We start from the raw sequence: 22615 nt of genomic DNA, 5'->3' as shown, positions 1-22615 counted from the left end.
GATGATCCGCGTGCTCGTCGTGGACGACTCCGTCGTGATCCGTCGCCTCGTCGCGCAGACGCTCGACCGGGACCCCGAGATCACCGTCGTCGGCACGGCGGCCGACGGCCGCCTCGCCCTCGCGAAGGTCGAGCAGCTCGATCCCGACGTCGTCACGCTCGACATCGAGATGCCCGTCATGGACGGCATCGAGACGGTCCGGGCGCTCCGCGCGGCCGGCCGGCGCATGCCCGTCGTGATGTTCTCGACGCTCACCGAGCGCGGGGCGGCCGCGACGCTCGACGCCCTCACGGCCGGCGCCACGGACTACGTCACCAAGCCGAGCGGGAGCGGGTCGGTCCAGACCGCGCTCGAGCGCGTCGGCCTGGAGCTCACGCCCAAGATCAAGGCGCTCGTGCCGCGCGCCCCCGCCGCCCCGACGGCGCGGTCCGGCGGGACGACGACCGCGGTCCGGCGTCCCGCCCCGGCCCGACCGGTGCGCGCGGTCGTCGTCGGCTCCTCCACGGGCGGGCCGGAGGCGCTGCGGACCGTGCTGTCGTCCCTGACCACGCCGCTGCCCGTCCCGATGCTCGTGGTCCAGCACATGCCGCCGGTGTTCACGCGGCAGCTCGCCGAGCGCCTGGACCGCGCGGGTCCAACGACGGTGGTCGAGGCCGCCGGCGGCGAGGTGCTCCGTCCCGGTCACGCCTACCTGGCGCCCGGCGGCCGGCACCTCGAGCTCGGCCGCCAGGGCACGGGCCTGACGACCCTCGTCACGGACGGGCCGCCCGTCAACTTCACGCGCCCCGCCGTCGACGTCCTGTTCCGCTCCGCGGTCCGCACGCTCGGCGGCGACCTGCTCGCCGTCGTCCTCACGGGGATGGGCTCCGACGGCCGCGACGGTGCGGGGGAGATCGCCCGCGCCGGCGGCCACGTGCTCGCCCAGGACGAGCAGAGCTCGGTCGTCTGGGGCATGCCGGGCGCCGTCACGACCGCGGGGCACGCCCACGCGGTCCTTCCCCTCGACCAGGTCGCCCGCGCCATCGTCGGTGCGGCCGAAGGAGCGCACGCATGACCGTCTCGACCCAGTCGTTCGCCTACGTGAGCGACCTGGTCCGCAAGCACAGCGCGATCCAGCTCGCGCCGGGCAAGGAGTACCTCGTCGAGGCCCGGCTCGGGCCGCTCGCGCGCGAGAAGGGCCTGCAGGGTCCCGACGCCGTCGACAGCTACGTCCGCCGCTACCTGCGGGGCGGCTCCCCGACGGAGACCGTGCGCGTCGTCGAGGCCATGACGACCAACGAGACGTCCTGGTTCCGCGACACCTCGCCGTTCACCGCCCTGCGCCGGGCGATCCTGCCGGAGCTCGCGGGCGCGGACCTCAGCATCTGGTCCGCGGCGTGCTCGACCGGCCAGGAGCCGTACAGCATCGCGATGGTCCTGCGCGAGGAGCGGGTGCGGAGCTACCGGATCCTCGCGACGGACATCAACGCGCAGGTCGTCGAGCGGGCCCGGACGGGCCGCTACAGCCAGCTCGAGATCAACCGCGGCCTGCCCGCGCCCATGCTCGTGCGCAACTTCCGGCGCGTGGGCGCCGAGTGGGAGGTCGACCCGGCGCTGCGGGAGAACCTCACGTTTCAGCAGCACAACTTGCTCACGGCACCGCCCGGGCCGCGGATGTTCGACATCGTCTTCCTGCGCAACGTGCTCATCTACTTCGACATGCCGACCAAGCAGTCGATCCTCGCCCGGCTCCGCAGCCGGGTGCGGCCGGGCGGCTTCCTCCTGCTGGGGGCCGCCGAGACCACCGTCGGCGTCGATCCCGCGTGGGAACGGGTCGACGTCACGCAGGGCTCCATCTACCGACTCCGAGGAGGCAGCGCATGAGAGCGCTGATCATCGACGACGCCCGCGTGATGCGCCGCATCGTCGCCACGACGCTGAGGGATCTCGGCTTCGAGACCGCCGAGGCGGGTGACGGACGCCAGGCGCTCGACCTGCTCGAGGCGGGCGAGCGCTTCGACCTCGCGTGCGTCGACTGGAACATGCCGGTGATGGACGGGCTGCAGTTCGTGCAGGCCGTCCGCGCGCGCCGCGAGTGGCGCGACCTCACGCTCATGATGATCACCACGGAGTCCGAGCAGTCGCGCATCGTGCGCGCGCTCGCCGCCGGTGCCCACGAGTACCTCATCAAGCCGTTCACGCCGGACGCACTCATGGGCAAGCTCGACATGCTCGGGCTCCTGCCGACCAAGGAGCTCGCATGATCGACACCCGGGACACGCTCACCCAGAGCGTCCTGCCCATCGCCCAGGACCTCTTCGCCGCCATGGTCGACGGCGAGCCGGGCCTGCTCGAGCCCGTCGACGCCCTCGGGGCGCCGATCCCCGACCCCGTGCACGCGTGGGTCGACATCGTCGGCCCGACCTCGTGGCGCACGCTCGTCGTGACCGCCCGCCCGACCGCGGACCGCATCGCGCGCGCGCTCCTCCAGCTCGACGACGACGAGACCGTGGGCCTCGACGACGTGCGCGACGCGCTCGGCGAGGTCGCCAACGTCGTCGGCGGGAACCTCAAGGGCATGCTCGACGGCGGCTCGTCGCTCACCCTGCCCGTGGTCGACACCACGGGCCCGGCGGTCGCGCGGGCGGCCGACCACGCGCAGGCGCTGCTGTGGCGCGGCGAACCCCTCGTCATCTCGTTGTGGACCTCGAAGGACGGAGAACAGCTGTGAGAGTCGTCGTCGCGGACGACAGCCGCGTGATGCGGCAGATCGTCGTCCGGACCCTGCGCCAGGCCGGGTTCAAGGACTGGGAGATCCTGCAGGCCGGGGACGGCGCCGAGGCGCTAGCCCTCACCCAGGCGGAGCAGCCGGACCTCGTGCTGTCCGACTGGAACATGCCGGAGATGAACGGCATCGACGTCCTGCGCGCGCTGCGCGCCGCGGGGTCGACCGTGCCCTTCGGCTTCGTCACGTCCGAGGGCTCGCCGCAGATGCGCGAGCTCGCGGACGCCGAGGGCGCCCTGTTCCTCATCGCCAAGCCGTTCGACGCGGACACGTTCGAGGACGTCCTGCGTCCCCACGTCCGTTGACCCGACGCACGTCCCCCCGGAGGAGCCCCCTGTGACCACGACCCCCCTGCCCGAGCTCAAGGAGATCCGCGACCTGTACGCGGGACTGGTCGGCCGCGGGTGCACGGCCGTGCGCGCGAGCGCGCTCCTGACGCCCGAGACGCGGCCGGGCGTCATCGCCGCGACCTACGTCAGCCACCGGGCGCAGGTCGAGGCGATCGTCGCCGTCGACGTCCCGCTCGGCGCCCACCTCGGCGCCTCGATCGGCCTCGTGCCGCCCGGCCCCGCCCAGGACGCGGCGGCCGAGGGCACGCTGAGCGACGTCCTGCTCGAGAACCTGTCCGAGGTCCTCAACGTCACCGCCGCGCTCTTCAACGCGGAGGACGCGCCGCACCTCAAGCTCGCGGAGGTGTTCGACTCGACGCGCGGGCCGCTGCCCGGTGCGCCCGTGTCGTTCCTGCGCAGCACCGGTCGCCGGCTGGACGCGGAGATCGAGATCGCCGGCTACGGCGGCGGGGCGCTGACGGTGGTCCTCGCCTGACGGTGACGGGACCGAGACCTGTGCGGAGGCGGGCCGGGGGCGCACGCCCCGGGCCCGGCCTCTCGTCGTCCCCGGCCCGGTGCTCGTCCCCGGTGCCCGTCCCGGTGCGCGTCCCGGCACCGCACCGCACGGCACGACGACGGACAGCCACCCCGGTGCCGTGAGCGGCGCCGGGGTGGCTGTGGTCGGGGTGGGGACGCGGTCGTCCGCGACGTCAGGCGGTGACGAGGGTCCGTCGCAGGTCGAGCCCCTGGCCGTCGAGGACGGACTGGACCGCGGCACCCGTGTCGGGGTGCACGAGCACCGGCGCCATGAGGTTCGCGTGCACGCCGCCGGCGCGCACGCTCGCGACGACGAGCACGAGCGGGTCGGTGTCCTCGGCCCCGATGCGCGCGAGGTCGGACGACGGGATGGCGGGGGAGTAGCCGGGCACCCAGCGGCCGGGGTCGAGGACGAGCATCTCGACGCCCGGGGTGTCGAGCGCGGACAGCGTGTAGACGCCGTCGCCCTGCTCGGTGAGCAGCTCGAACCGGCGGGCCGCGAGGCCGGGAGGCGGGGTGACGAAGGTGAGCGTGGTCATCAGCGGAGGTAGTCCAGGAGGGAGGGCTGCAGAAGGGTGGCGCCGATGCTCAGGGTCGCCTGGTAGGCGACCTGCTTGAGCTGGAGGTCGATCGCGAGCTCGGCGAGGTCGACGTCCTCGATGGCGCCGCGGCGCGTCTCGAGCGAGGTGCGGTTGCCGAGGTTGGTGTCGGCGGCGCGCTCGAGCTGGTTCTGGCGCGCGCCGACGGTCGTGTGCTGGGTGAGGACCGCGTCGAGCCGCGCGTCGACGGCGGCGAGATGGCCGCCGCTCCCGTTGCCGGCCCGCAGGTCGGCCGCCACGGTGTCCAGCAGCGCGAACACCGAGCCGGACCCGGTGCCGAAGACGGCGGCGCCGTCGATGTCGACGCGCACCGTCGAGTCGACGCCGATGCGGCGCTCGACGGACGCCCCGCCGCCCGTGAACGAGTAGTCGTCGCGGAACGCGACCCCCTCGTCCGAGGTCCCGGCGAAGACGGTGCGCCCGAGGTACGTGGAGTTCGACTGGCGCAGCAGCTCGTCGCGCAGCTCCACGAGCTCCGCGGCGACGGCCTCCCGGCCCTCCGTCGACGTCGTGTCCGACGCGCCCTGGAGGACGAGGTCGCGCACCCGCTGGACGATGTCGGTCACGGTGCCGAGCGTCGAGTCGAGCGTCGCGAGCCAGCCCTCGCCGTTCGCGATGTTGCGGTCGTACTGCTGCTCGGCCGCGAGGCGGCCGCGGATCGCGAGGGCGTCCGCCGCGGACGACGGGTCGCTCGAGGCGCGCGTGAGCTTGCGCCCCGAGGTGCCCTGCTCCTGGAGCTCGGCGATCCTCGCGAGGTTGGACTGCAGGCTCCTCGTGACGTACGAGGCCTGCATCTGGTTGGTGATGCGCACGGTTCTCCCCTTGCGGACCTGGTCGTGGGCTACAGCCCGACGCGGCCGGTGCGGTTGATGAGGTGGTCGAGCATCTCGTCGACGGCGGTGAGCACGCGGGCCGCGCCCTGGTAGGCGTGCTGGTACTGCATGAGGTTCACGGTCTCCTCGTCGAGCGAGACGGCGGAGTGCGAGAGCAGGTCACTGAACGCCGCCGTGGAGGCCGTGGTCGCGAGCTTCGCGTCGTACCCGGCGGAGCTCGACTTCACGGCGAGCTGCGTGACGTGCGTCGACCACACGGCGTCGGGACCGCCGCCGGCGCTCCCGAGCGCGGCGATGCGGTCGGCCACGGACCCGTCGAGGGATCCCGCCCCGACGGCGGCGGTCGCGACCTGGCCGGGCGCGGTCACCGCGACCCGCAGGCCGGCGCCCGCCGACCTGCCGGGCTCGATCGCGAAGAACGCGCCGCCCGGCGTGCCCGACGGCGTCAGGCCCGTCGTGTGCAGCGCGTTGACCTGCGTGACGAGCGCCGACGCGAGCGCGTCGTAGCCCGCCGCGGCCTGGGCGTAGATCCCGCCGGACGACACCGGCGCGAGGGCCGACAGGTGCCCGGCGAGCTCGCCGCCCTCGAGCCCGACGGCCGCCCCCGGGCGGTGCGACCACTCGAGCCGCACCGCGTCGTCGGCCGCGCCGTCGAGCGTCGAGGACCCGACGAGCCGGACCTCGTTCACGTGGTGGCCGTCGACGAGGAGGTTCCCGCCCAGGAGCACGTTGACGGTGCCGTCGGGGTTCGTGCTCGTCTGGGCGCCCGCGAGGCGCGCCAGGTCGGCGGCGAGCTGGTTGCGCTGGTCGACGAGCTCGTTGGCGGAGCCGTTCTGGCCGGAGGCGTCGAGGATGCGGGTGTTGAGCGCGGCGATCTTGTCGGCGACCGTGTTGATCTCGGCCACGAGCGAGCCCGCGCTCGTGCGCGCCTGGCCCCACGCGGTCTCCACGCGGGCGCGGCCGTCGACGATCCGGTCGACGACGGCGCCGGCCTCCTCGACCACGACCCAGGCCTGGGCGTCCTTGCCCGGGGAGTTCGCGGCGTCCTGCCACGCGCCCCAGAACGACTGCAGCGCGGCGGACAGCCCGGTGTCCGAGGGCTCGCCGTGGATGTCCTCGACGGCCGTGAACGCCGCGGCGCGCACGCTCGCGTACCCGTCGGCGGACGCCGTCTGGCGCACGCGCGACTCGAGGAAGAGGTTCCCGAGCCGGGCGACGCCGTCGATCGTCACGCCCTGGCCGGACCGCGCGGACTGCGAGAGCCGCCCCAGGCCCATCTCGGTGAGCGGGGCCGTGGCCGACTGCTGCACGCGCTGGCGCGTGTAGCCCGGCGTGTTGACGTTGGCCACGTTCTGACCGGTGACGTCGATGCCCGCCTGGGCGGCGCTCATGCCCCGGAAGGCGGTGTTGAGGATGGAGAACGAGCTCATGGGCGGGACTCCTTACAGCACCGTGTCGAAGAGGCGGGCGACGTCGGACCGGTCCGTGGTGGCGCCGGTCGCGTCGTAGGTGCGGGGCTCGCCGCCGAGCGTCGCGAGCGTCTCCTGCGTCGAGCGCGACGCGTGGTTGACGAACTGCGTGTTGGTGTCGCGGACGGTCTTGATCCGCACCGTCAGCTCCGTGAGGCCCGTGAGGTGGCCCTCGAAGATCTCGCGCCAGGGCCCCGCGGCCGGGGCAGCCGCGGCGATCTCCCGCAGCGTGGCGTCGGGCGCCAGGCCCCACTCGGCCGCGACGGTCTCGGACGCGACGGTGCGCACGAGGGTCGCCTCGCGCACCTTCTCCATCACGGTCTCGACCTCGCGGTTCGCGTGGGCGAGCCAGCGGGTGCGGCCGGCGGTGAGGAGCAGCTGCTCCTCCTCGAGCTTGAACAGCAGCATCTCGAGCAGTTCGCGCTCTCGCCACAGCAGGGTCGACAGCTCCTGAGGGCCCAACGTGGCTCTCCCTTGTGTGCGCGGTGGTCGGTCGGGGCGGCGGGCAGCACCCGCTCGAGACCCACTGTCGGCACGCGCGGCGCGCATGTGGCGGCTGATCCCCGCGCCCGCTGCATGGGAGAGGTCAGGACGCGGTGCCACCGCGTGCCTCACCCGCGTCTCCCGGTGCCGTACCGGGCCCGCCCCAGCAGAAAGGTGCTTCGGCGTGAACCTCTCCGAGCGCAACGCTCTCGTCGTCGACAACCTTGCCCTCGTCGGCTTCCTCGTCTCCGACCTGTGCGCGCGGGCCGACCACCTCTCGCGCGAGGACCTCGCGTCGGTCGGCGCGGTCGCCCTCACCACGGCGGCCACGAGCTTCGACCCGACGCGCGGCGTGCCGTTCGGCGCGTACGCGCGGCGCCGCATCGTGGGGGCGCTCGCCGACGAGCTGCGCTCGCAGGACTGGGCCCCGCGCTCGGCGCGCCGCCGCATCAAGGCGCTGACGGCCGTGACGGCGTCGCTCACCGCGTCCCTCGGCCGCGAGCCGACCGACGCGCAGGTCGCCGAGGCGATGGGCGTCGCGGTCGCGGACGTGCGCGCGGCCCGGGACGACGCCGGCCGCTCGATCGTGGCGATGGAGGACACCACCTACGACCACGTCGCGCTCGAGGCGCCGACCCCGGAGGAGCAGGTCCTGTCCGTCGAGGAACGGCACGTGGTGCGCGAGGCGGTGGCGGCGCTCCCGGACCAGCTGCGGCACGTCGTCGAGCAGGTGTACTTCGCGGGGCGCAGCGTCGGCGAGCTCGCCGCCGAGCTGGGGATCAGCCACTCGACCGTCTCGCACGCGCGCATCGAGGCGGTCCGCCTGCTCCGCGAGGGGCTCGAGGCCCACTACTCGGGCCGCGAGGCGAAGGGCCCGGCCGCGCCGCTCACGGCCCGCCGGCGGGAGTACCTCGCCGCGATGGGCGAGCGAGTCGCGGGCGGTGCCACGCAGCGCTCCGCCTGGGCGGTGCCCGCGGCGTCGTGACCCGGGCCGCGACGGCGTCGACCGGCGTCGGTCGACGTCGGCCACCGTCGGGCCGCGGCGTCCGACAGTCCCCAGGAGCAGGCCGGTCGAGGTGACGGGCCGGTACCGGACGAGCCGGCCCGCCCGGGGCCGCGCGGGACAGGAGCGCACGCATGGGTCTCTCGATCGTGACGAACGTGGCGGCGACGACGACGTACCGCCGCCTCGCGACGACGCAGCGCGAGCAGGGCGCGTCGGCGGAGCGGCTCGCGTCCGGCCTGCGGATCACCACCGCCGCCGACGACTCCGCGGGCCTGACGACGGCGGAGGGCCTGCGGGCCCAGGCGAACGGCAGCGCCGTCGCGCAGCGCAACGCGGCGGACGCGGTCGCCATGCTCGAGACGGCGGACGGCGCGCTCGGCGGCATCCAGAGCATGCTCCAGCGCATGCGCGAGCTCGCGCTCCAGGCCGCGAACGACACGAACGGGCCGGACGCGCGCGCCGCGATGGAGGACGAGCTGTCGGCGCTCGCGCGCGAGGTGAGCCGGACCCACAACGAGTCGGCCTTCGCCGACCAGCTCCTCCTCGCGAGCGAGCCGACCGTGACCTTCCAGGTCGGTGCCGAGGGGGACGCCGCCTCGACGATCGCCGTCCAGCTCCCGCGCGTGACGTGGGCGGTGTCGTCGGTGCTCGTCGCGGGCGACGGCGACCTGCGCGTGAGCCTGACCGGCGCGGGGTACCCCGAGCTCGCGCACATGACCTCGCGTGCGGCGGTCGAGGCGATCGACCGCGCGATCTCGCGCGTCTCGGAGGAGCGCTCGCGCATGGGCGCGACGATCAACCGGCTCGACCACGCGGCGCGCGTCGCGGGCAGCACGGGGGAGAACCTGCGCGCGGCGGAGTCGCGGATCCGGGACGCCGACCTCGCCCAGGAGCTGCGCGACGGCGCCCGCCTGAACGTGCTGGCGCAGGCGGGGACGGCGATGCTCGCGCAGGCCAACCAGGCGCCGTCGTCGGTGCTGCAGCTCCTGGGCTGAGCCCCCGAGGCTCCCGAAAAGTGACACAGGTCACTGACCACGAGGGGGCGGTGGCTGCCGAGAGTGCTGGGTGACCGGCCCATGGATGGGCTGGGGGATCATCCACTCGCCCGTCTCACGGAGGACTCATCATGGGCTTCAGCGTCAACACGAACGTCTCGGCACTCAACACGTACCGGAACCTCACGAGCACCCAGAACAGCCAGAGCAAGTCGCTGGAGAAGCTGTCCTCGGGTCTGCGGATCAACCGTGCGGCGGACGACGCCGCGGGTCTGTCGATCGCCGAGGGTCTCAAGGCCCAGGTGAACGGTTACAGCGTCGCGGCGCGCAACGCGCAGGACGGCATCAGCGTCGTGCAGACGGCGGAAGGTGCGCTGGGTGAGGCGCAGTCGATCCTGCAGCGCATGCGTGACCTGTCGGTGCAGGCGGCGAACGACACGAACAACGCCGACGCGCGCACCGCCATCAGCTCGGAGCTGGGCGAGCTCGCGGACGAGCTCGACCGGATCGTCGACTCGACGAACTTCAACGGGATCGACCTGCTCAAGTCGACGTCGACGGACCTCACGGTCCAGGTCGGCGCCGAGGGCGCGGGCGGCGGGAACACCATCTCGATCGACCTCACCACCAACGACCTGCAGGGCATCATCGAGGCCGGCGTCTACGACGCCACCAACGGTGGGACGTCGCTCAACGTCGCGACCGCCGCCGGCGCGCAGGCGGCGATCGAGACGATCGACACGGCGCTCAAGGCCGTGTCGACGGCTCGCTCCGGCCTGGGTGCGACGCAGAACCGCCTGGAGTACGCGATCTCCAACATCAACGTCGCGACGGAGAACCTGACCTCCGCCGAGTCGCGCATCCGCGACGTCGACATGGCCAAGGAGATGATGAACTACTCGCGCACCAACATCCTGTCCCAGGCCGGCACCGCGATGCTGGCCCAGGCGAACCAGGCCAGCTCGGGAGTGCTCCAGCTCCTCGGCTGATCCTGACGGCCGCGCGGCCGGTCCCGCGCGGCCGTCCCCACCGACGGCGTCGCACCGGAGCACCCGGTGCGGCGCCGTCGTGCTGTGCGCACCGCGGGCGCCCCCGACGGGACGGGGAACTCGTCGAAAGTCGTCCCCCACGACGTGGTGGTGGGTGCCGAGAGTGCTCGGTGACCGGCCCATGGATGGGCTGGGGGATCATCCACTCGCCCGTCTCACGGAGGACTCATCATGGGCTTCAGCGTCAACACGAACGTCTCGGCACTCAACACGTACCGGAACCTCACGAGCACCCAGAACAGCCAGAGCAAGTCGCTGGAGAAGCTGTCGTCGGGTCTGCGGATCAACCGTGCGGCGGACGACGCCGCGGGTCTGTCGATCGCCGAGGGTCTCAAGGCCCAGGTGAACGGTTACAGCGTCGCGGCGCGCAACGCGCAGGACGGCATCAGCGTCGTGCAGACGGCGGAAGGTGCGCTGGGTGAGGCGCAGTCGATCCTGCAGCGCATGCGCGACCTGTCGGTGCAGGCCGCGAACGACACGAACAACGCCGACGCGCGCACCGCCATCAAGTCGGAGCTCGACGAGCTCGCGGACGAGCTCGACCGGATCGTCGACTCGACGAACTTCAACGGCATCGACCTGCTCAAGTCCAGCGCGACCGACCTCACGGTCCAGGTCGGCGCCGAGGGCACCGGTGACGGCAACACCATCACCATCGACCTCACCACCAACGACCTCCAGACGGTCATCGAGGCGGGCGTGTACGCCGCCGCGGGCGGCAGCTCCCTCACGGTGAACACGGCGGCGAACGCGCAGGCGGCGATCGAGACGATCGACACGGCGCTCAAGGCCGTGTCGACGGCTCGCTCGGGCCTGGGTGCGACGCAGAACCGCCTGGAGTACGCGATCTCCAACATCAACGTCGCGACGGAGAACCTCACCTCCGCCGAGTCGCGCATCCGCGACGTCGACATGGCCAAGGAGATGATGAACTACTCGCGCACCAACATCCTGTCCCAGGCCGGCACCGCGATGCTGGCCCAGGCGAACCAGGCCAGCTCGGGAGTCCTCCAGCTCCTCGGCTGACCCTGACGGCCACCCGGCGGGCGGCACGGACCGCCCTCCGCGCCGTCCGCCGGGTCTTCTCCGCACCACGTCCCCAGCACGTCCCCCGTCCCACACCTGGAGGTGATCCGCGTGGGCATCTCCTTCACCGGGCTGTCGAGCGGTCTCAACACGGCAGACCTCGTCAAGCAGCTCATCGCCGTCGAGTCGATCCCGCAGCAGCAGCTCCAGGCCAAGGTCAAGGCCGAGCGCTCCGAGATCACCGCGCTCCAGGACCTCAACACGCGCGTGGCCGCGCTCGCGAAGCTCGCCAAGGAGCTCACCGCCGGCGACGCGCTCGCGCTCTTCACCGCGAAGGGCTCGTCCGACGCGGTCTCGGTCGCCGCCCGCGCCGGCGCCTCTCCGGGGAGCATCGACGTCGTCGTCGACGCCGTCGCCACCGCGCAGAAGTCGGTCACCGCGACCCTCACGACGGCTCCCACCACGCGCTTCACCCTCACGGACGCCGCGGGCGAGCACACCGAGCTGACCGCGGCCTCCACGTCGCTCGACGACGTCGTCGCGGCGATCAACCGCGCCGACGCGGGCGTCACCGCGGTCAAGGTCGGTGCGGGCACCGACGCCGCGACGGGGGAGAAGCTCTACCGCCTCCAGCTCACGGGCACCGCGACGGGCGCCGCGGGCGCGTTCTCGTTCCACGCCGGGACCGCCGCCGAGGTGGACGCCGGCACCGCGACGAACCTGCTCGCCGCTCCCGGCGCGGCCACCGTCACGGCCGCCGCCGACTCCGTGGTGCGCCTCTGGGCCGGCACCGCCGCCGAGCAGACCGTCACCTCGGCGTCGAGCACGTTCACCGACCTCCTCCCCGGCATCGACGTCACCGTGTCGAAGGCGTCCGCCGACCCCGTGACCGTCACCGTCGGCGAGGACCCCGAGGCGCGCGCGAACAAGGTCCGCAGCCTCGTCGACGCCGTGAGCGCGATCCTCGCGCGCATCGGGACGCAGACCAAGGTGACCATCGGGTCGGACGGCTCGACCTCCGGCGCGACGCTCGCCGGCGAGTCCATCGTGCGCAACGCGCGCCAGTCGCTGCTCGGCGCCGTCACGGACCCGGTGGACGGGGCGTCGCTGTCGTCGATCGGCATCGAGATCACGCGCTACGGCGAGGTCACGTTCGACGCCGAGAAGCTCTCGGCGGCCCTCGCCGCCGACCCCGACACGACGATGAGCACGTTCACGCAGGTCGCGACGCGTGTCCAGAAGGCCTCCGAGATGCTCTCCGACAAGTACGACGGCCTCCTCACGACGTCCGTCAAGAACCGCGAGACCCAGGCCACCCGCCTGGACGACCAGATCGCCCGGTGGGACCAGCGGCTCGAGCAGCGCTTCAAGCGCCTCACCGCGCAGTACACCGTCATGGAGGTCCAGCTCGCCAAGCTCGACTCGCAGCAGCAGTGGCTGACGGGCCAGCTCGCGACCCTCATGCCCTCCTCGTCCTCGAAGCGCTGAGCCGCACCTCCCGCGAAGGAACCGCCGTGACCCACCTCGCCCGGAGCGCCTACGGGCGCGACGCCATCCTCACCGCGTCCCCCGCGCGCCTGCTGACGCTGCTCTACGACCGTCTCGTGCTCGACCTGCGCCGGGCCGAGGCCGCGCAGGGCGAGGAGCGGTGGGCCGCCGCGTCCGAGCAGCTCCTGCACGCCCAGGCGATCGTGGCCGAGCTCATGGGCTCGCTCGACACCACGGTCTGGGACGGTGCCGAGGACCTCATGGCCCTCTACGTCTACGTCCACGAAGCCTTGGTCGCCGCGAACGTCCACCGTGACATCGGGCGCACGCGCGAGGTCCTCGAGATCGTCGTGCCGCTCCAGGAGACGTGGCGCCAGGCCGCGGAGGTGCTGCCCGCCGGGCACGGGAGCGCTGCGGCGCACGGCGGCGGAGCGACCGGTGTCGCCTGACCGCGCGGGCGCGCTCACGGCCTGGGCCCGTGCCCTCGACGAGCTCGACGCGATGGCGTCGGTCGCGGGCGAGCACGCCGGCGAGACGGCCGTCGCCCACCTGGCCGCGTGGACCCCTCCGACCGGCCTGGGGCGGCTCCCGGCCGAGCTCGTGGACCGCGCGCTCGAGGTCCTGGTCCGCCAGGCCGACGTGGTGGACCGCCTGCACGCGGCCATCGTGGAGAACCGGCGGCACTCCCGTGCCCTGACCTGCGTGCCCCGCGCGCACGACTCGACCGCGGCGGCGTACCTCGACGTGAGCGCCTGACCCTCGCGACACCTCCGGCCCGGCGGCGCTCCCGGGCGAGCACGGCTCACGCGTCGCGACCCTGCATAGGGGTCGGGTGAGCACACGACCGACCGCGCAGCACGCGTCCCCGCTGCGCGTGCACGACGCACGGCGGCGGCCCCTCGGTCGTCGTCGGCTCAGGGTGAGCACGGACCGCTCCCCCCGCAGGCCATCGGACGGCCGACACCGACGACGTGGGGAATCCGCGACCGTGTTCGACTCCGTCACCTCCGTAGCGATCCAGAGCGCGCTGGACGGGCTGTCCGCCCGGCAGAGCGCCATCGCCGAGAACGTCGCCAACATCAACACCCCGGGCTACACCGCGAAGCGGGTGCAGTTCGAGGAGGCGCTGGCGGCCTCCGTCGCCGACGGCGACGCCCGGCGCACCGCCTTCACCGTCGACCGCTCGCTCGAGCCGACCCGGCTCGACGGCTCGAACGTCAACCTCGACACCGAGACCGTCTCGAACGTCGACACCGTCCTGCGCTACCAGTTCGCGACCCAGGCCGTCGGCGGCGAGGCCGCCGCCCTGCGCGCGGCGATGCGGACGGCCTGACATGACCTACGACGCTCTCGGCATCGCCGGCACCGGCCTCACCCTGCACCGCAAGTGGCTCGACGCCGTCGCGGACAACCTCGCCAACGTCAACACCGTCACGTCGACCGACGACGCGGCGTTCCGCGCCCGCTACGTCCTCGCGACCGAGGGTGGCGAGAAGAACCCGGGCGCGTACGTCGCCGGGGCGGCGTGGGGGAGCGCGGAGGGCCGGCTCACGTACGAGCCGGACCACCCGCTCGCGGACGAGGACGGCTACGTGCGCTACCCGGACATCGACATGTCCGAGCAGATGGGGAGCCTCATCCTCGCCCAGCGCGGCTACCAGGCGAACGCCGCCGTGATCGACCGCGCGAAGACGGCCTACGAAGCAGCACTCCAGATCGGGAAGTGATCCTCATGTCCATCCCCTCCGTCGAGGCCACGACCGGCACCGGGTACCTCACCGGCGTCGAGAGCCTCTCCGCGACCGCTGCCGCCGCGACCGGGTCGACCGGTGCCGCGGGCGCGAGCGCCTTCGCCGACGTGCTGGGCGGCGCGGTCGACAGCACGCAGCAGCTCCAGGGCGCCGCGAACGAGCTGGCGATCGCCGCCGTCACGGGCGACCTCGCGAGCGTCCACCAGGCGACCATCGCCTCCACCCGTGCCCAGACGACCCTCGAGCTCGTCGCCGCCGTGCGCAACAAGGCGGTCGACGCGTTCAACGAGATCATGAGGATGCAGGCCTGACGATGCCCGAGAAGATCAGGTCGACGTTCGGCCGCGCGTTCGGCGCCGTCCGCGACTTCACCATCGCCCAGCGCACGCTCGCGCTGCTCGCCCTCGCGATCCTCGTGGTCGGGATCGTCGCGCTCGTGTCGTGGGCGTCGCGCCCCAGCTACACGCCCCTGTTCTCCGGCATGTCGAGCGCGGACGCCGCCGCGATCGTCGACCAGCTCCGGTCGCAGGGCGTGCCCTACGAGCTGACCGACGGCGGCGGCACGGTGCTCGTGCCCGAGGAGCGGGTCTACGAGCAGCGGCTCGCGGCCGCGACGGCCGGCCTGCCCGCCGACGAGTCGACGGGCGGCTACTCGCTGCTCGACGAGATGGGCGTCACGTCGAGCGAGTTCCAGCAGGACGTGACGTACAAGCGCGCGCTCGAGGGCGAGCTCGCCCGCACCCTCTCCGCGATGGACGGCGTCGAGACGGCGACCGTCCAGCTCGCGATCCCCGAGGAGACGGTCTTCGCGGCCGAGCAGGGCACCCCGACCGCGTCGGTGTTCGTCGCTCCCGCCCGGGGCCAGAAGCTGACGACCGAGCAGGTCGAGGCGATGGTCCACCTCGTCTCGGCGTCGATCGACGGCATGGCGCCCACCGACGTCGCGGTCGTCGACGCGCAGGGCGAGGTGCTCTCCGAGGTCGGCGTCGGGGCGCGCTCGTCGGGCGAGCAGGCCGGGCAGTACGAGGAGAAGGTGTCCGGGCAGGTGCAGGCGATGCTCGACCGCGTCGTCGGCGCCGGGAACTCGACCGTCGCCGTCACCGCCCAGATGGACGTGGCGAGCTCCGAGCGTCTCGAGGAGACGTTCCGCACCCCGGAGGGCGGACCCGTCCTCAACGAGTCCACGACGACCGAGGAGTACACCGGCGGGGCCGGGGGTACGGCGGGGGTGCTTGGGCCGGACAACATCGCCGTCCCGGGCGGCGCCGGCGCGGACAGCAGCTACACGTCCGAGGACGCCACGCGCAACAACGCGATCGACAAGGTCACCGAGACCACGACGACGCCCGCCGGCGCGCTGACCCGGCAGGCCGTGTCCGTCGCGCTCGACGCCGAGGTGGCCCGGGGGATGGACACGGCCGCGATCACCGCGATGGTCTCCGCCGCCGCCGGCATCGACGCCGAGCGCGGGGACACCGTCGAGGTCGCGGTGCTGCCGTTCGACACGGGCGCCGCGGAGTCGGCCCAGGCCGCGCTCGCCGCGGCGGAGGAGGCGGCCGCCGCCGAGAGCCGGGCGCAGATGCTGCGCACCGCGGCGGTCGTCGCCGGGGTGCTCATCGCCCTGGTGATCGTGCTCGTGGCCGTGCGGCGCGCCCGTCGTCGCCGCGAGCGGCGCGAGACGGTCGACCTCGAGGACCTCCGCATGACGACCCTGCACGAGCTCGACCGCGACGACGAGCACCCGGCGCTCCTGTCCGGCGGCGGTCAGGGCGAGCTCGAGCCCGCGCCCGAGCGGCCGGAGATCCAGCCCCCGACCCCGCGGTTCACGAGCCTCGACCAGCGTCGGGCCGAGATCGACGCGCTCGCGGCGACCGACCCCGACAAGACGGCCGAGTACCTGCGGGTGCTGCTCGCCGAGGACCGGGCGGGGGCGCAGCGATGAGCGTCACGACCGCACCGCCCGAGACGGCGCCCGCGGGCACCGGCGCCGCCGGTCTCGCGGCCGCCCTCGACCCCGCCGCCGCGGCGGCCGCGACCGAGGCGGCGCGCAAGGTCGCCGCGATGAGCGGGGTGCAGAAGGTCGCCCTGGTGCTCATGCAGCTCAGCCAGGAGCGGGCGGCGACGGTCCTGTCGCTGCTCTCCGAGGAGGAGGCCTCGGAGGTCGCCGCCGAGATCATGCGCACCCAGGTGGTGGACGAGGAGCTGGCGGTCGCGGCCCTCGACGAGTTCTACGACATGGCGCTGTCCGGCACGCCGCGCCCGCGCGGGGGCAAGGACTTCGCCGTCGGGCTGCTCGAGGCGTCGATGGGCGCCGACCGGGCGGCCGACGTCGTCGAGCGCCTCGTCGCGAGCATGCAGGGCAAGGCGTTCGAGTACCTCGACGGCACCGAGCCGGGACAGATCGTGTCCCTGCTCGACGGCGAGCACCCGCAGACCGTCGCGCTCGTCCTCGCGCACCTCAGCTCGGGCGTCGCGTCCGCTGTGCTCGCCAAGCTGGCCGACGACTACCGCACCGACGTCGCGCAGGCGCTCGCGACCATGGGCACCGCGTCGCCCGACGCGGTGAAGATCGTGTCGGAGCAGTTCCGCACCCGCATGGGCGCGAGCATCACCCCGCGCCAGCCGGTCGAGATCCTCGGCGGCGTCCAGCCGCTCGTCGACATCATCAACCGCTCCGACGGGGCCACCGAGAAGGCGGTGCTCGAAGGGCTCGAGGCCCGCGACCCGCAGCTCGCCGAGGAGGTCCGCTCGCGCATGCTGACCTTCGAGGACATCGCCTCGTTCGAGGCGCGCGACGTGCAGATCATCCTGCGCGGCGTCGAGATGTCGGTGCTCGCGCTCGCCATGAAGGGCACGACCGCCAAGGTCGTCGAGACGATCACGAAGAACATCTCCGAGCGCAACCGGGCGCTGCTGGAGGAGGAGGTCGCCGGGCTGGGCGGGGTGCGCATCAGCCAGGTCGAGGAGGCGCGCGCGGAGATCGTCCGCGTCGTCCGCAACCTCGAGGCCGACGAGAAGATCACGATCCACCGCTCGGACGGGGACGAGCTTGTCTACTGACGCCTCCTTCGTGCCGCGGGCCGTGCCGGTCCTGCGCAGCGACCGCGTCGCGGAGGTCGAGGCGGCGGCGTCGGCCCGCGGGTACGCCGCCGGCTACGCGGCCGGGGCCCGCGCGGCCCGCGACGAGGCGGAGCGCCTGCGCGCCGCGCTCGAGGCGGACCACGCGCGGCGCACCGCCGAGCGGGACGAGCGGACCGCACGCGCGGTCGCCGTCCTGCGCGAGGCCGCCCGGGCGCTCGGCGAGCGGACGGTCCCCGTCGTCGCCGCGGCGCAGGACGCCACGGTCCGGGGCGCGCTCGACCTCGCGGGGTCCGTCCTCGGGTACGAGCTCACCGACCGGCCGGGGGCCGCCCGCGCGGCCCTCGCGCGCGCGACGGCCGTCGCCGACGGCGCGGTCGTCGCCGTGCGTCTGCACCCCGACGACGTGAGCCTGCTGACCGAGGCCGGGGTCGACGACGTCCGCCTCGTCGCGGACGCGTCGCTGGACCGCGGCGACGCCGTCGCGGAGCTCGAGCATGGCTTCCTCGACGCGCGCGTGCGCGCCGCCGTCGACCGGGCGCGGGCCGAGCTGGCGCTGCTCGACGTCGGGCCCGACCTCACGCCCGACGCCGGGCCCGGCGCGGCCGGAGGGTCGTCGTGACGGCCCCGGTCGGCTCGGCCGTGCCGGGCACCCGCACCGCGGCGGGCGCGACCCGCCCGCACTCCCGCCCGCCCGCGCTCGACTCCCTCGTCGCGGTGGCACGGCCCGAGCGGGTCGGCGTCGTGACGTCGGCCGTCGGGCTGAGCCTCGAGGTCGCGGGACTGAGCTGCGGCATCGGCGACCTCGTCCACGTCGGCGACGGCCCGCACCCCCTCGACGCGGAGGTCGTCGCGACCGCCGAGGGCAGGGCGCGCTGCATGCCGCTCGGCCGGCTCTCCGGCATCCGCGCGGGCGACCCGGTGCGCACGCGCGGCACCGGGGTCCTCGTCCCGACCGGGCGCGGGCTGTTCGGCCGCGTGGTCGACGCGCTCGGCCGCCCCGTGGACGGGCGCGGCCCGCTCGGGCGCGCGCCCCGCGTGCCCGTGGACGCGGACGCGCCCGCCGCGATGGAGCGGGCGCGCATCGACACGCCGCTCCAGACCGGCGTGCGGGTCCTCGACACGCTCACCACCCTCGGCCGGGGGCAGCGCATCGGGCTGTTCGCCGGCTCCGGCGTCGGCAAGTCCTCGCTGCTGTCGATGGTCGCGCGCGGGACCGACGCCGAGGTGTCGGTCATCGCGCTCGTCGGCGAGCGCGGGCGCGAGGTGCGCGAGTTCCTCGAGGACGATCTCGGCCCCGAGGGCCTGGCCCGGTCGGTCGTCGTCGTCGCGACGTCCGACGAGCCCGCGATGATGCGCCGGCGCGCAGCCTTCACGGCGACCCGGATCGCCGAGTCGTTCCGGGAGGCCGGGTCGCACGTCGTCCTCATGATGGACTCCCTCACGCGCGTGTCCATGGCGCAGCGCGAGATCGGGCTGTCCGTGGGGGAGCCCCCCGCGACCCGCGGCTACCCCCCGTCGACGTTCTCCCTCATGGGGAACCTGCTCGAGCGCGCGGGCACCGCGGCGACGGGCTCCGTCACCGGGATCTACACCGTCCTCGTCGACGGCGACGACCACAACGAGCCGATCGCCGACCAGGCGCGCTCGATCCTCGACGGGCACGTCGTGCTCGACCGGTCCATCGCCGTCTCGGGCCACTACCCGGCGGTCGACGCGCTCGCGTCGGTCTCGCGCGTCGCGTCGCGCGTGACCACGCCCGAGCAGCGGTCGGTCGCGCTCACGCTGCGCCGGGTCCTCGCGGCGCGCCGCAAGGCGCAGGACATCCTCGACATCGGGGCGTACAAGAAGGGCACCGACCCCCTCGTCGACGCGAGCCTCGAGCACCAGGGGGCGATCGACGCCTTCCTGCAGCAGGTCATGACCGACAGGACGCCGGCCGAGGAGTCGTGGGCGCGCCTCACGCGGCTCACCCAGGTGCTGGCCGGAGGGGAGGACTGATGGCGGGGAAGTTCCGGCTCGCGGGCGTGCTGCGCCTGCGCCGCCTCGAGGAGGACGGCGCCAAGGCGGCGCTCGCGGGAGCGCACGCGGACCTCGCGCGCACCGTGGAGGAGGCGGGCGGTCTCGCCGCCTACCTCGACGCCTCGACCGAGCGCCCGACGACGAGCGCGGCGCTGTCCGGGCTCGCGGCCTCCCGCGCCGCGGCGAGCGCGCTGTTCTCCGTGCTCGAGTCCGAGGAGCGCGTGCGCGCGCACGCCGTGGACGAGGCGCGCGCCGAGCTCGCGCGCGCCCGCGCCGCCGCGCTGGGCCTCGAGAAGCTCGAGGAGCGGCACGACGCCGAGACGGCCCGCGCGGAAGGGCGCGCCGACCAGGCCGCGCTCGACGAGATCGCCTCGGCCGCGCGGCGCACGACGGCCGGGGGGTCGACGACGTGAGCATGACCCAGGCGCTCGCCCGCGTGGGCGAGATCCGCACGGAGATCGTGGCGCTGCACGACGTCGTGGCCGCCCCCGGCCGGTCGACGACGGCGTCGTCGTCCACGAGCGCGACCGACTTCGCGTCGGCGCTCTCGGCGCTCTCGGCGCTGCCGACGACGGGTGCGACGGGCACCGGCTCGGACGTGGTCGGGCGCCTGCTCGGCACGCTGTCCGGGGCGACCGGCGCCGACGAGCTCGCGCGCAGCGCGCTGTTCGGGGCGGGGGCGTCGCCGGGCGCTGCGGCGGGGGCGGCCGTCGTGCCCGCAGCGCCCGCGGCGCCGGTCGGCCCGGCGACCGCGCCCGACGGCGCGACCGACGGCGTGGCGGGACGGTCGGTCGTCGAGACGGCGCGCCAGTACCTCGGCGTGCCGTACGTGTGGGGCGGCGAGAGCCTCGGCGAGGGCGGCCTCGACTGCTCGGGCCTCGTCCAGCTCGTGTACTCCGCGCACGGCGTCGACCTGCCGCGCGTCGCGCGCGACCAGATGCGCCAGGGGACCGAGGTCGGCTCGCTCGCCGAGGCGCGACCCGGCGACCTCGTGGTGCAGCGCGGGGGCAAGCACATCGGCATCTACGTGGGCGACGGGCAGATGATCCACGCGCCCAAGCCCGGCCGCACCGTCGAGATCACGGACGTCACCGACGCCTCCGTGACGACCATCCGCCGCGTGATCGGCTGAGGAGGACCACGATGACCCTGACCACGAACGCCCTGGTCGTGGCTCCGGCACCGGCCATGACGGCGCGGCCCCGGGCGGCGTCCGGAGCGTCGGCCGACGCGTTCGGCCGCAGCTTCGACGCCGCGCTCGGCGAGGCGGCCCGCGGCCGCCCGGAGCCTGCCCGGCCTCGCGGCGGCATCCCTGCCGACCGGGCCGTCGACGACGGCACGCGCGTCGCCGGGTCCTCGAACGACAGCACTTCGACCGACGGGCTCTCGACCGACGGGTCCTCGACCGACGGGCCGGCGACCATCGGGACCCCCGGCGCCGACTCCTCGGCGGACGGCGCCACCGCCGCGGACGGTCAGCCCGCCGTGCCGCCCGTGTCCGTCGGCCTGCCGGGCCTGCCGGTGCTCCCCGACGCGGCGGCCGGCGGTCTCGACGGCGCGCTCGCCGGCACCGCCACGCCGGACGGCGCGGCAGCTGCCGCCGTCGTGGACGACGCGGCGGCCGGCGACGAGCACGGTCCGGCGGGCGCGGCGCCGTCGGACCACGCCACGACGGCCCCGGACGCGCCCGCCCCGGCCACGACTGACCGCCCGGACGCACCCGGCACAGCCTCGGCGGCCGGCACAGCCTCGGCGGCCGGCACCGCGTCGGCGGCCGGGCCGGGCGAGGCCCGGACGCCGACCGGTGCGCCGTGGTCGTCCGACGCGACGGCGACGGTGGACGGCCCGGCGACCGTGCCCGCCGCGACGGGGGCGAGCGGTGCTGCCGGAGAGGCCGTCGCGACGGTCGGACCCCTGGAGAGCGCCGGGCCCGGAGCCGGGACGAGCACGACCCCGCCGCCGGGTCCGGCCCCCGCCGCACCGGGTGCGCCGACCGGCCCCGGGGGCGTCGCCGTCGCGCCGGGGGTGGCGGACGGCGTGACGGCCCCGGCCCCGACCGGCCCGGAGGGCACGGCCCCCGCGCCGGACGCCGCGCCGCGGGCCTCCGCGGAGCTCCTCGCCGCCGCCCCCGTCGCGGCCCCTGCTGCACCGGCCGCCGCCGGCGCGCCCGCGGTGACCGCCCCGGCGGCGGCGTCGCACCCGGCACAGCCGCTGCACGCCCAGGTCGCCGGGCCCGTCGTCCGGCTCGCCGAGGCGGGCGACGGCGACCACGTGCTCACGCTCTCCGTGACGCCCGAGAACCTCGGGCCCGTGACGGTCCGCGCGCACGTCGCGGGCGGTGACCTGCGCATCGAGCTCTACGCGCCGCACGACACGGGCCGCGAGGCGCTGCGCGCCATCGTCGCCGACCTGCGGCGCGACCTCGCGGGCATCGCGGGCGGGGCGTCGTCGGTCACCGTCGCGGACGCGGGAGCACCGGGCACGGCCGGGGACGGTCGGGACGGCCGCGGTGCCACCGCCGACGGGTCCGGCGCGCGTCGCGACCCGCAGGAGCCCGGCGCGCACGACCGCGGCCCGGCCCGCCCGCACCGAGGGGCCACCGAGCCCGAGACCGAGCCGACAGTGGTCGGCAGGACGTACGGCGCCGCCCGGCGCCTCGACGTCCTCGTCTGAGGAGAGGAACCACGTGCCCGTCGAACCCGTGAGCGCGCCGGCGCCGGCATCGATGTATGCCACGAAGAGCGTGCGCGCGCCCAAGCAGGAGTACGACAGCGAGCTCTTCCTCGGGCTCCTCGTGACCCAGCTGCGCAACCAGGACCCGTCCAGCTCCATGGACACCGGCGAGATCGTCTCGCAGACGACGTCGCTCGCCATGATGGAGGCGCTCACGCGGATGACCGGGCTCGTCGAGGAGTCGTTCGCGCTCCAGATGCGCCAGTCGGCCGCCGACCTCCTGGGCAACAAGGTCTCCTACCTCGACGCCGACGGCGTCGAGCACACGGGCACCGCCACCGCGGTGTCGTACCGCGACGCGGTACCCACCGTGACGATCGGCGGGGTGTCGGTCGACCTCGACCACGTCTCCGCCGTCACCTCCTCGGTCAGCACGGAAGCCACCGGGACCCCGGCAGCCACGGACGGCGCCACCGACGACCACGGCAGCTCCGCCGCCTGACCCGAAAGGAC

General features: G+C 74.5%; 28 protein-coding genes. 24 read left to right on the top strand and 4 right to left on the bottom strand.

Annotation, left to right across the window (positions count from 1 at the left end; translation table 11 throughout):
• Position 1: 1 nt before the first annotated feature.
• The 6 genes from MT994_RS06375 to MT994_RS06350 are packed head-to-tail and all read left to right on the top strand — an operon-like array spanning position 2 to position 3589.
• Positions 2-1054, top strand: coding sequence for a chemotaxis response regulator protein-glutamate methylesterase (locus tag MT994_RS06375; RefSeq protein ID WP_163188833.1), 1053 nt, complete (start codon positions 2-4; stop codon positions 1052-1054).
• Positions 1051-1863, top strand: coding sequence for a protein-glutamate O-methyltransferase CheR (locus tag MT994_RS06370; protein ID WP_043658116.1), 813 nt, complete (start codon positions 1051-1053; stop codon positions 1861-1863). The genes MT994_RS06375 and MT994_RS06370 overlap by 4 nt, the downstream gene beginning before the upstream one ends.
• A complete protein-coding gene (locus tag MT994_RS06365) occupies positions 1860-2243 on the top strand; it encodes a response regulator (protein WP_021482437.1) in 384 nt (127 codons plus the stop codon). The genes MT994_RS06370 and MT994_RS06365 overlap by 4 nt, the downstream gene beginning before the upstream one ends.
• Entirely contained in the window at positions 2240-2710 is a 471-nt protein-coding gene (locus MT994_RS06360) for a chemotaxis protein CheX (protein ID WP_021482436.1), read from the top strand. Before MT994_RS06365 ends, MT994_RS06360 begins: the two co-directional genes overlap by 4 nt.
• Positions 2707-3069 carry a response regulator gene (locus MT994_RS06355; protein ID WP_021482435.1) on the top strand — a complete coding sequence of 121 codons (363 nt, stop codon included), beginning with the start codon at positions 2707-2709 and terminating at the stop codon, positions 3067-3069. Before MT994_RS06360 ends, MT994_RS06355 begins: the two co-directional genes overlap by 4 nt.
• A gap of 31 nt (positions 3070-3100) precedes the next feature.
• The gene (locus tag MT994_RS06350; protein ID WP_354805576.1) at positions 3101-3589 is read left to right on the top strand and encodes a hypothetical protein; all 489 of its coding nucleotides are present in this window, start codon (positions 3101-3103) and stop codon (positions 3587-3589) included.
• A 214-nt stretch (positions 3590-3803) separates the two neighbouring features.
• Here MT994_RS06350 and MT994_RS06345 read toward each other — a convergent pair whose 3' ends face one another.
• The 4 genes from MT994_RS06345 to MT994_RS06330 are packed head-to-tail and all read right to left on the bottom strand — an operon-like array spanning position 3804 to position 6993.
• The gene (locus tag MT994_RS06345; RefSeq protein WP_021483278.1) at positions 3804-4169 is read right to left on the bottom strand and encodes a flagellar assembly protein FliW; all 366 of its coding nucleotides are present in this window, start codon (positions 4167-4169) and stop codon (positions 3804-3806) included.
• Entirely contained in the window at positions 4169-5041 is an 873-nt protein-coding gene (gene flgL, locus MT994_RS06340) for a flagellar hook-associated protein FlgL (RefSeq protein WP_021483277.1), read from the bottom strand. The genes MT994_RS06345 and flgL overlap by 1 nt, the downstream gene beginning before the upstream one ends.
• Positions 5042-5070: 29 nt before the next feature.
• A complete protein-coding gene (gene flgK, locus MT994_RS06335) occupies positions 5071-6492 on the bottom strand; it encodes a flagellar hook-associated protein FlgK (RefSeq protein ID WP_086149058.1) in 1422 nt (473 codons plus the stop codon).
• A 12-nt stretch (positions 6493-6504) separates the two neighbouring features.
• On the bottom strand, positions 6505-6993 hold the full coding sequence (locus MT994_RS06330; protein ID WP_021483253.1) for a flagellar protein FlgN: 489 nt from the start codon (positions 6991-6993) through the stop codon (positions 6505-6507).
• A 205-nt stretch (positions 6994-7198) separates the two neighbouring features.
• On the opposite strand from MT994_RS06330, the gene MT994_RS06325 reads away from it, so the two are divergent.
• From MT994_RS06325 to MT994_RS06240, 18 genes are all read left to right on the top strand, one after another.
• A complete protein-coding gene (locus MT994_RS06325) occupies positions 7199-7999 on the top strand; it encodes a sigma-70 family RNA polymerase sigma factor (protein ID WP_061266685.1) in 801 nt (266 codons plus the stop codon).
• Between the two features lie 152 nt (positions 8000-8151).
• A complete protein-coding gene (locus MT994_RS06320; RefSeq protein WP_061266686.1) occupies positions 8152-9015 on the top strand; it encodes a flagellin in 864 nt (287 codons plus the stop codon).
• Positions 9016-9146: 131 nt separating this feature from the next.
• Entirely contained in the window at positions 9147-10004 is an 858-nt protein-coding gene (locus MT994_RS06315) for a flagellin (RefSeq protein WP_061266687.1), read from the top strand.
• Positions 10005-10235: 231 nt separating this feature from the next.
• The gene (locus MT994_RS06310) at positions 10236-11090 is read left to right on the top strand and encodes a flagellin (RefSeq protein ID WP_086149055.1); all 855 of its coding nucleotides are present in this window, start codon (positions 10236-10238) and stop codon (positions 11088-11090) included.
• A 111-nt stretch (positions 11091-11201) separates the two neighbouring features.
• A complete protein-coding gene (gene fliD, locus MT994_RS06305) occupies positions 11202-12578 on the top strand; it encodes a flagellar filament capping protein FliD (protein WP_354805573.1) in 1377 nt (458 codons plus the stop codon).
• 26 nt (positions 12579-12604) lie between these two features.
• Entirely contained in the window at positions 12605-13027 is a 423-nt protein-coding gene (fliS, locus tag MT994_RS06300; protein ID WP_354805572.1) for a flagellar export chaperone FliS, read from the top strand.
• Positions 13017-13334 carry a hypothetical protein gene (locus MT994_RS06295; protein WP_194522094.1) on the top strand — a complete coding sequence of 106 codons (318 nt, stop codon included), beginning with the start codon at positions 13017-13019 and terminating at the stop codon, positions 13332-13334. The genes fliS and MT994_RS06295 overlap by 11 nt, the downstream gene beginning before the upstream one ends.
• Positions 13335-13566: 232 nt before the next feature.
• A complete protein-coding gene (locus MT994_RS06290; protein ID WP_021482579.1) occupies positions 13567-13911 on the top strand; it encodes a flagellar basal body protein in 345 nt (114 codons plus the stop codon).
• Between the two features lies 1 nt (position 13912).
• The gene (locus MT994_RS06285) at positions 13913-14305 is read left to right on the top strand and encodes a flagellar basal body rod C-terminal domain-containing protein (RefSeq protein ID WP_021482578.1); all 393 of its coding nucleotides are present in this window, start codon (positions 13913-13915) and stop codon (positions 14303-14305) included.
• A gap of 5 nt (positions 14306-14310) precedes the next feature.
• The gene (gene fliE, locus MT994_RS06280) at positions 14311-14640 is read left to right on the top strand and encodes a flagellar hook-basal body complex protein FliE (RefSeq protein ID WP_354805570.1); all 330 of its coding nucleotides are present in this window, start codon (positions 14311-14313) and stop codon (positions 14638-14640) included.
• 2 nt (positions 14641-14642) lie between these two features.
• Entirely contained in the window at positions 14643-16271 is a 1629-nt protein-coding gene (gene fliF, locus MT994_RS06275; RefSeq protein WP_354805568.1) for a flagellar basal-body MS-ring/collar protein FliF, read from the top strand.
• Positions 16268-17389: a flagellar motor switch protein FliG gene (fliG, locus tag MT994_RS06270; protein ID WP_354805567.1), complete on the top strand. Its 1122-nt coding sequence runs from the start codon at positions 16268-16270 to the stop codon at positions 17387-17389. Before fliF ends, fliG begins: the two co-directional genes overlap by 4 nt.
• Positions 17379-18029 (top strand): FliH/SctL family protein, encoded by a 651-nt coding sequence (locus MT994_RS06265; protein ID WP_354805566.1) that lies wholly within the window; start codon positions 17379-17381, stop codon positions 18027-18029. Before fliG ends, MT994_RS06265 begins: the two co-directional genes overlap by 11 nt.
• Positions 18030-18124: 95 nt before the next feature.
• Complete coding sequence (locus MT994_RS06260) at positions 18125-19408, top strand: FliI/YscN family ATPase (protein WP_244985786.1); 1284 nt, start codon at positions 18125-18127, stop codon at positions 19406-19408.
• Positions 19408-19842, top strand: coding sequence for a flagellar export protein FliJ (locus tag MT994_RS06255; RefSeq protein ID WP_354805564.1), 435 nt, complete (start codon positions 19408-19410; stop codon positions 19840-19842). Before MT994_RS06260 ends, MT994_RS06255 begins: the two co-directional genes overlap by 1 nt.
• Before the next feature lie 2 nt (positions 19843-19844).
• Positions 19845-20561: a C40 family peptidase gene (locus tag MT994_RS06250; protein ID WP_354805563.1), complete on the top strand. Its 717-nt coding sequence runs from the start codon at positions 19845-19847 to the stop codon at positions 20559-20561.
• Positions 20562-20572: 11 nt separating this feature from the next.
• Complete coding sequence (locus tag MT994_RS06245) at positions 20573-22102, top strand: flagellar hook-length control protein FliK (RefSeq protein ID WP_354805561.1); 1530 nt, start codon at positions 20573-20575, stop codon at positions 22100-22102.
• Positions 22103-22115: 13 nt separating this feature from the next.
• The gene (locus MT994_RS06240; protein ID WP_354805560.1) at positions 22116-22604 is read left to right on the top strand and encodes a flagellar hook capping FlgD N-terminal domain-containing protein; all 489 of its coding nucleotides are present in this window, start codon (positions 22116-22118) and stop codon (positions 22602-22604) included.
• The last annotated feature ends 11 nt before the right edge of the window (positions 22605-22615 follow it).

This window comes from Cellulosimicrobium sp. MI9406, assembly GCF_040595865.1.
Lineage (GTDB): Bacteria > Actinomycetota > Actinomycetes > Actinomycetales > Cellulomonadaceae > Cellulosimicrobium > Cellulosimicrobium funkei.
Note: the sequence above shows the minus strand (reverse complement) of the source record. Positions and strands in the feature narration are given on the sequence as shown.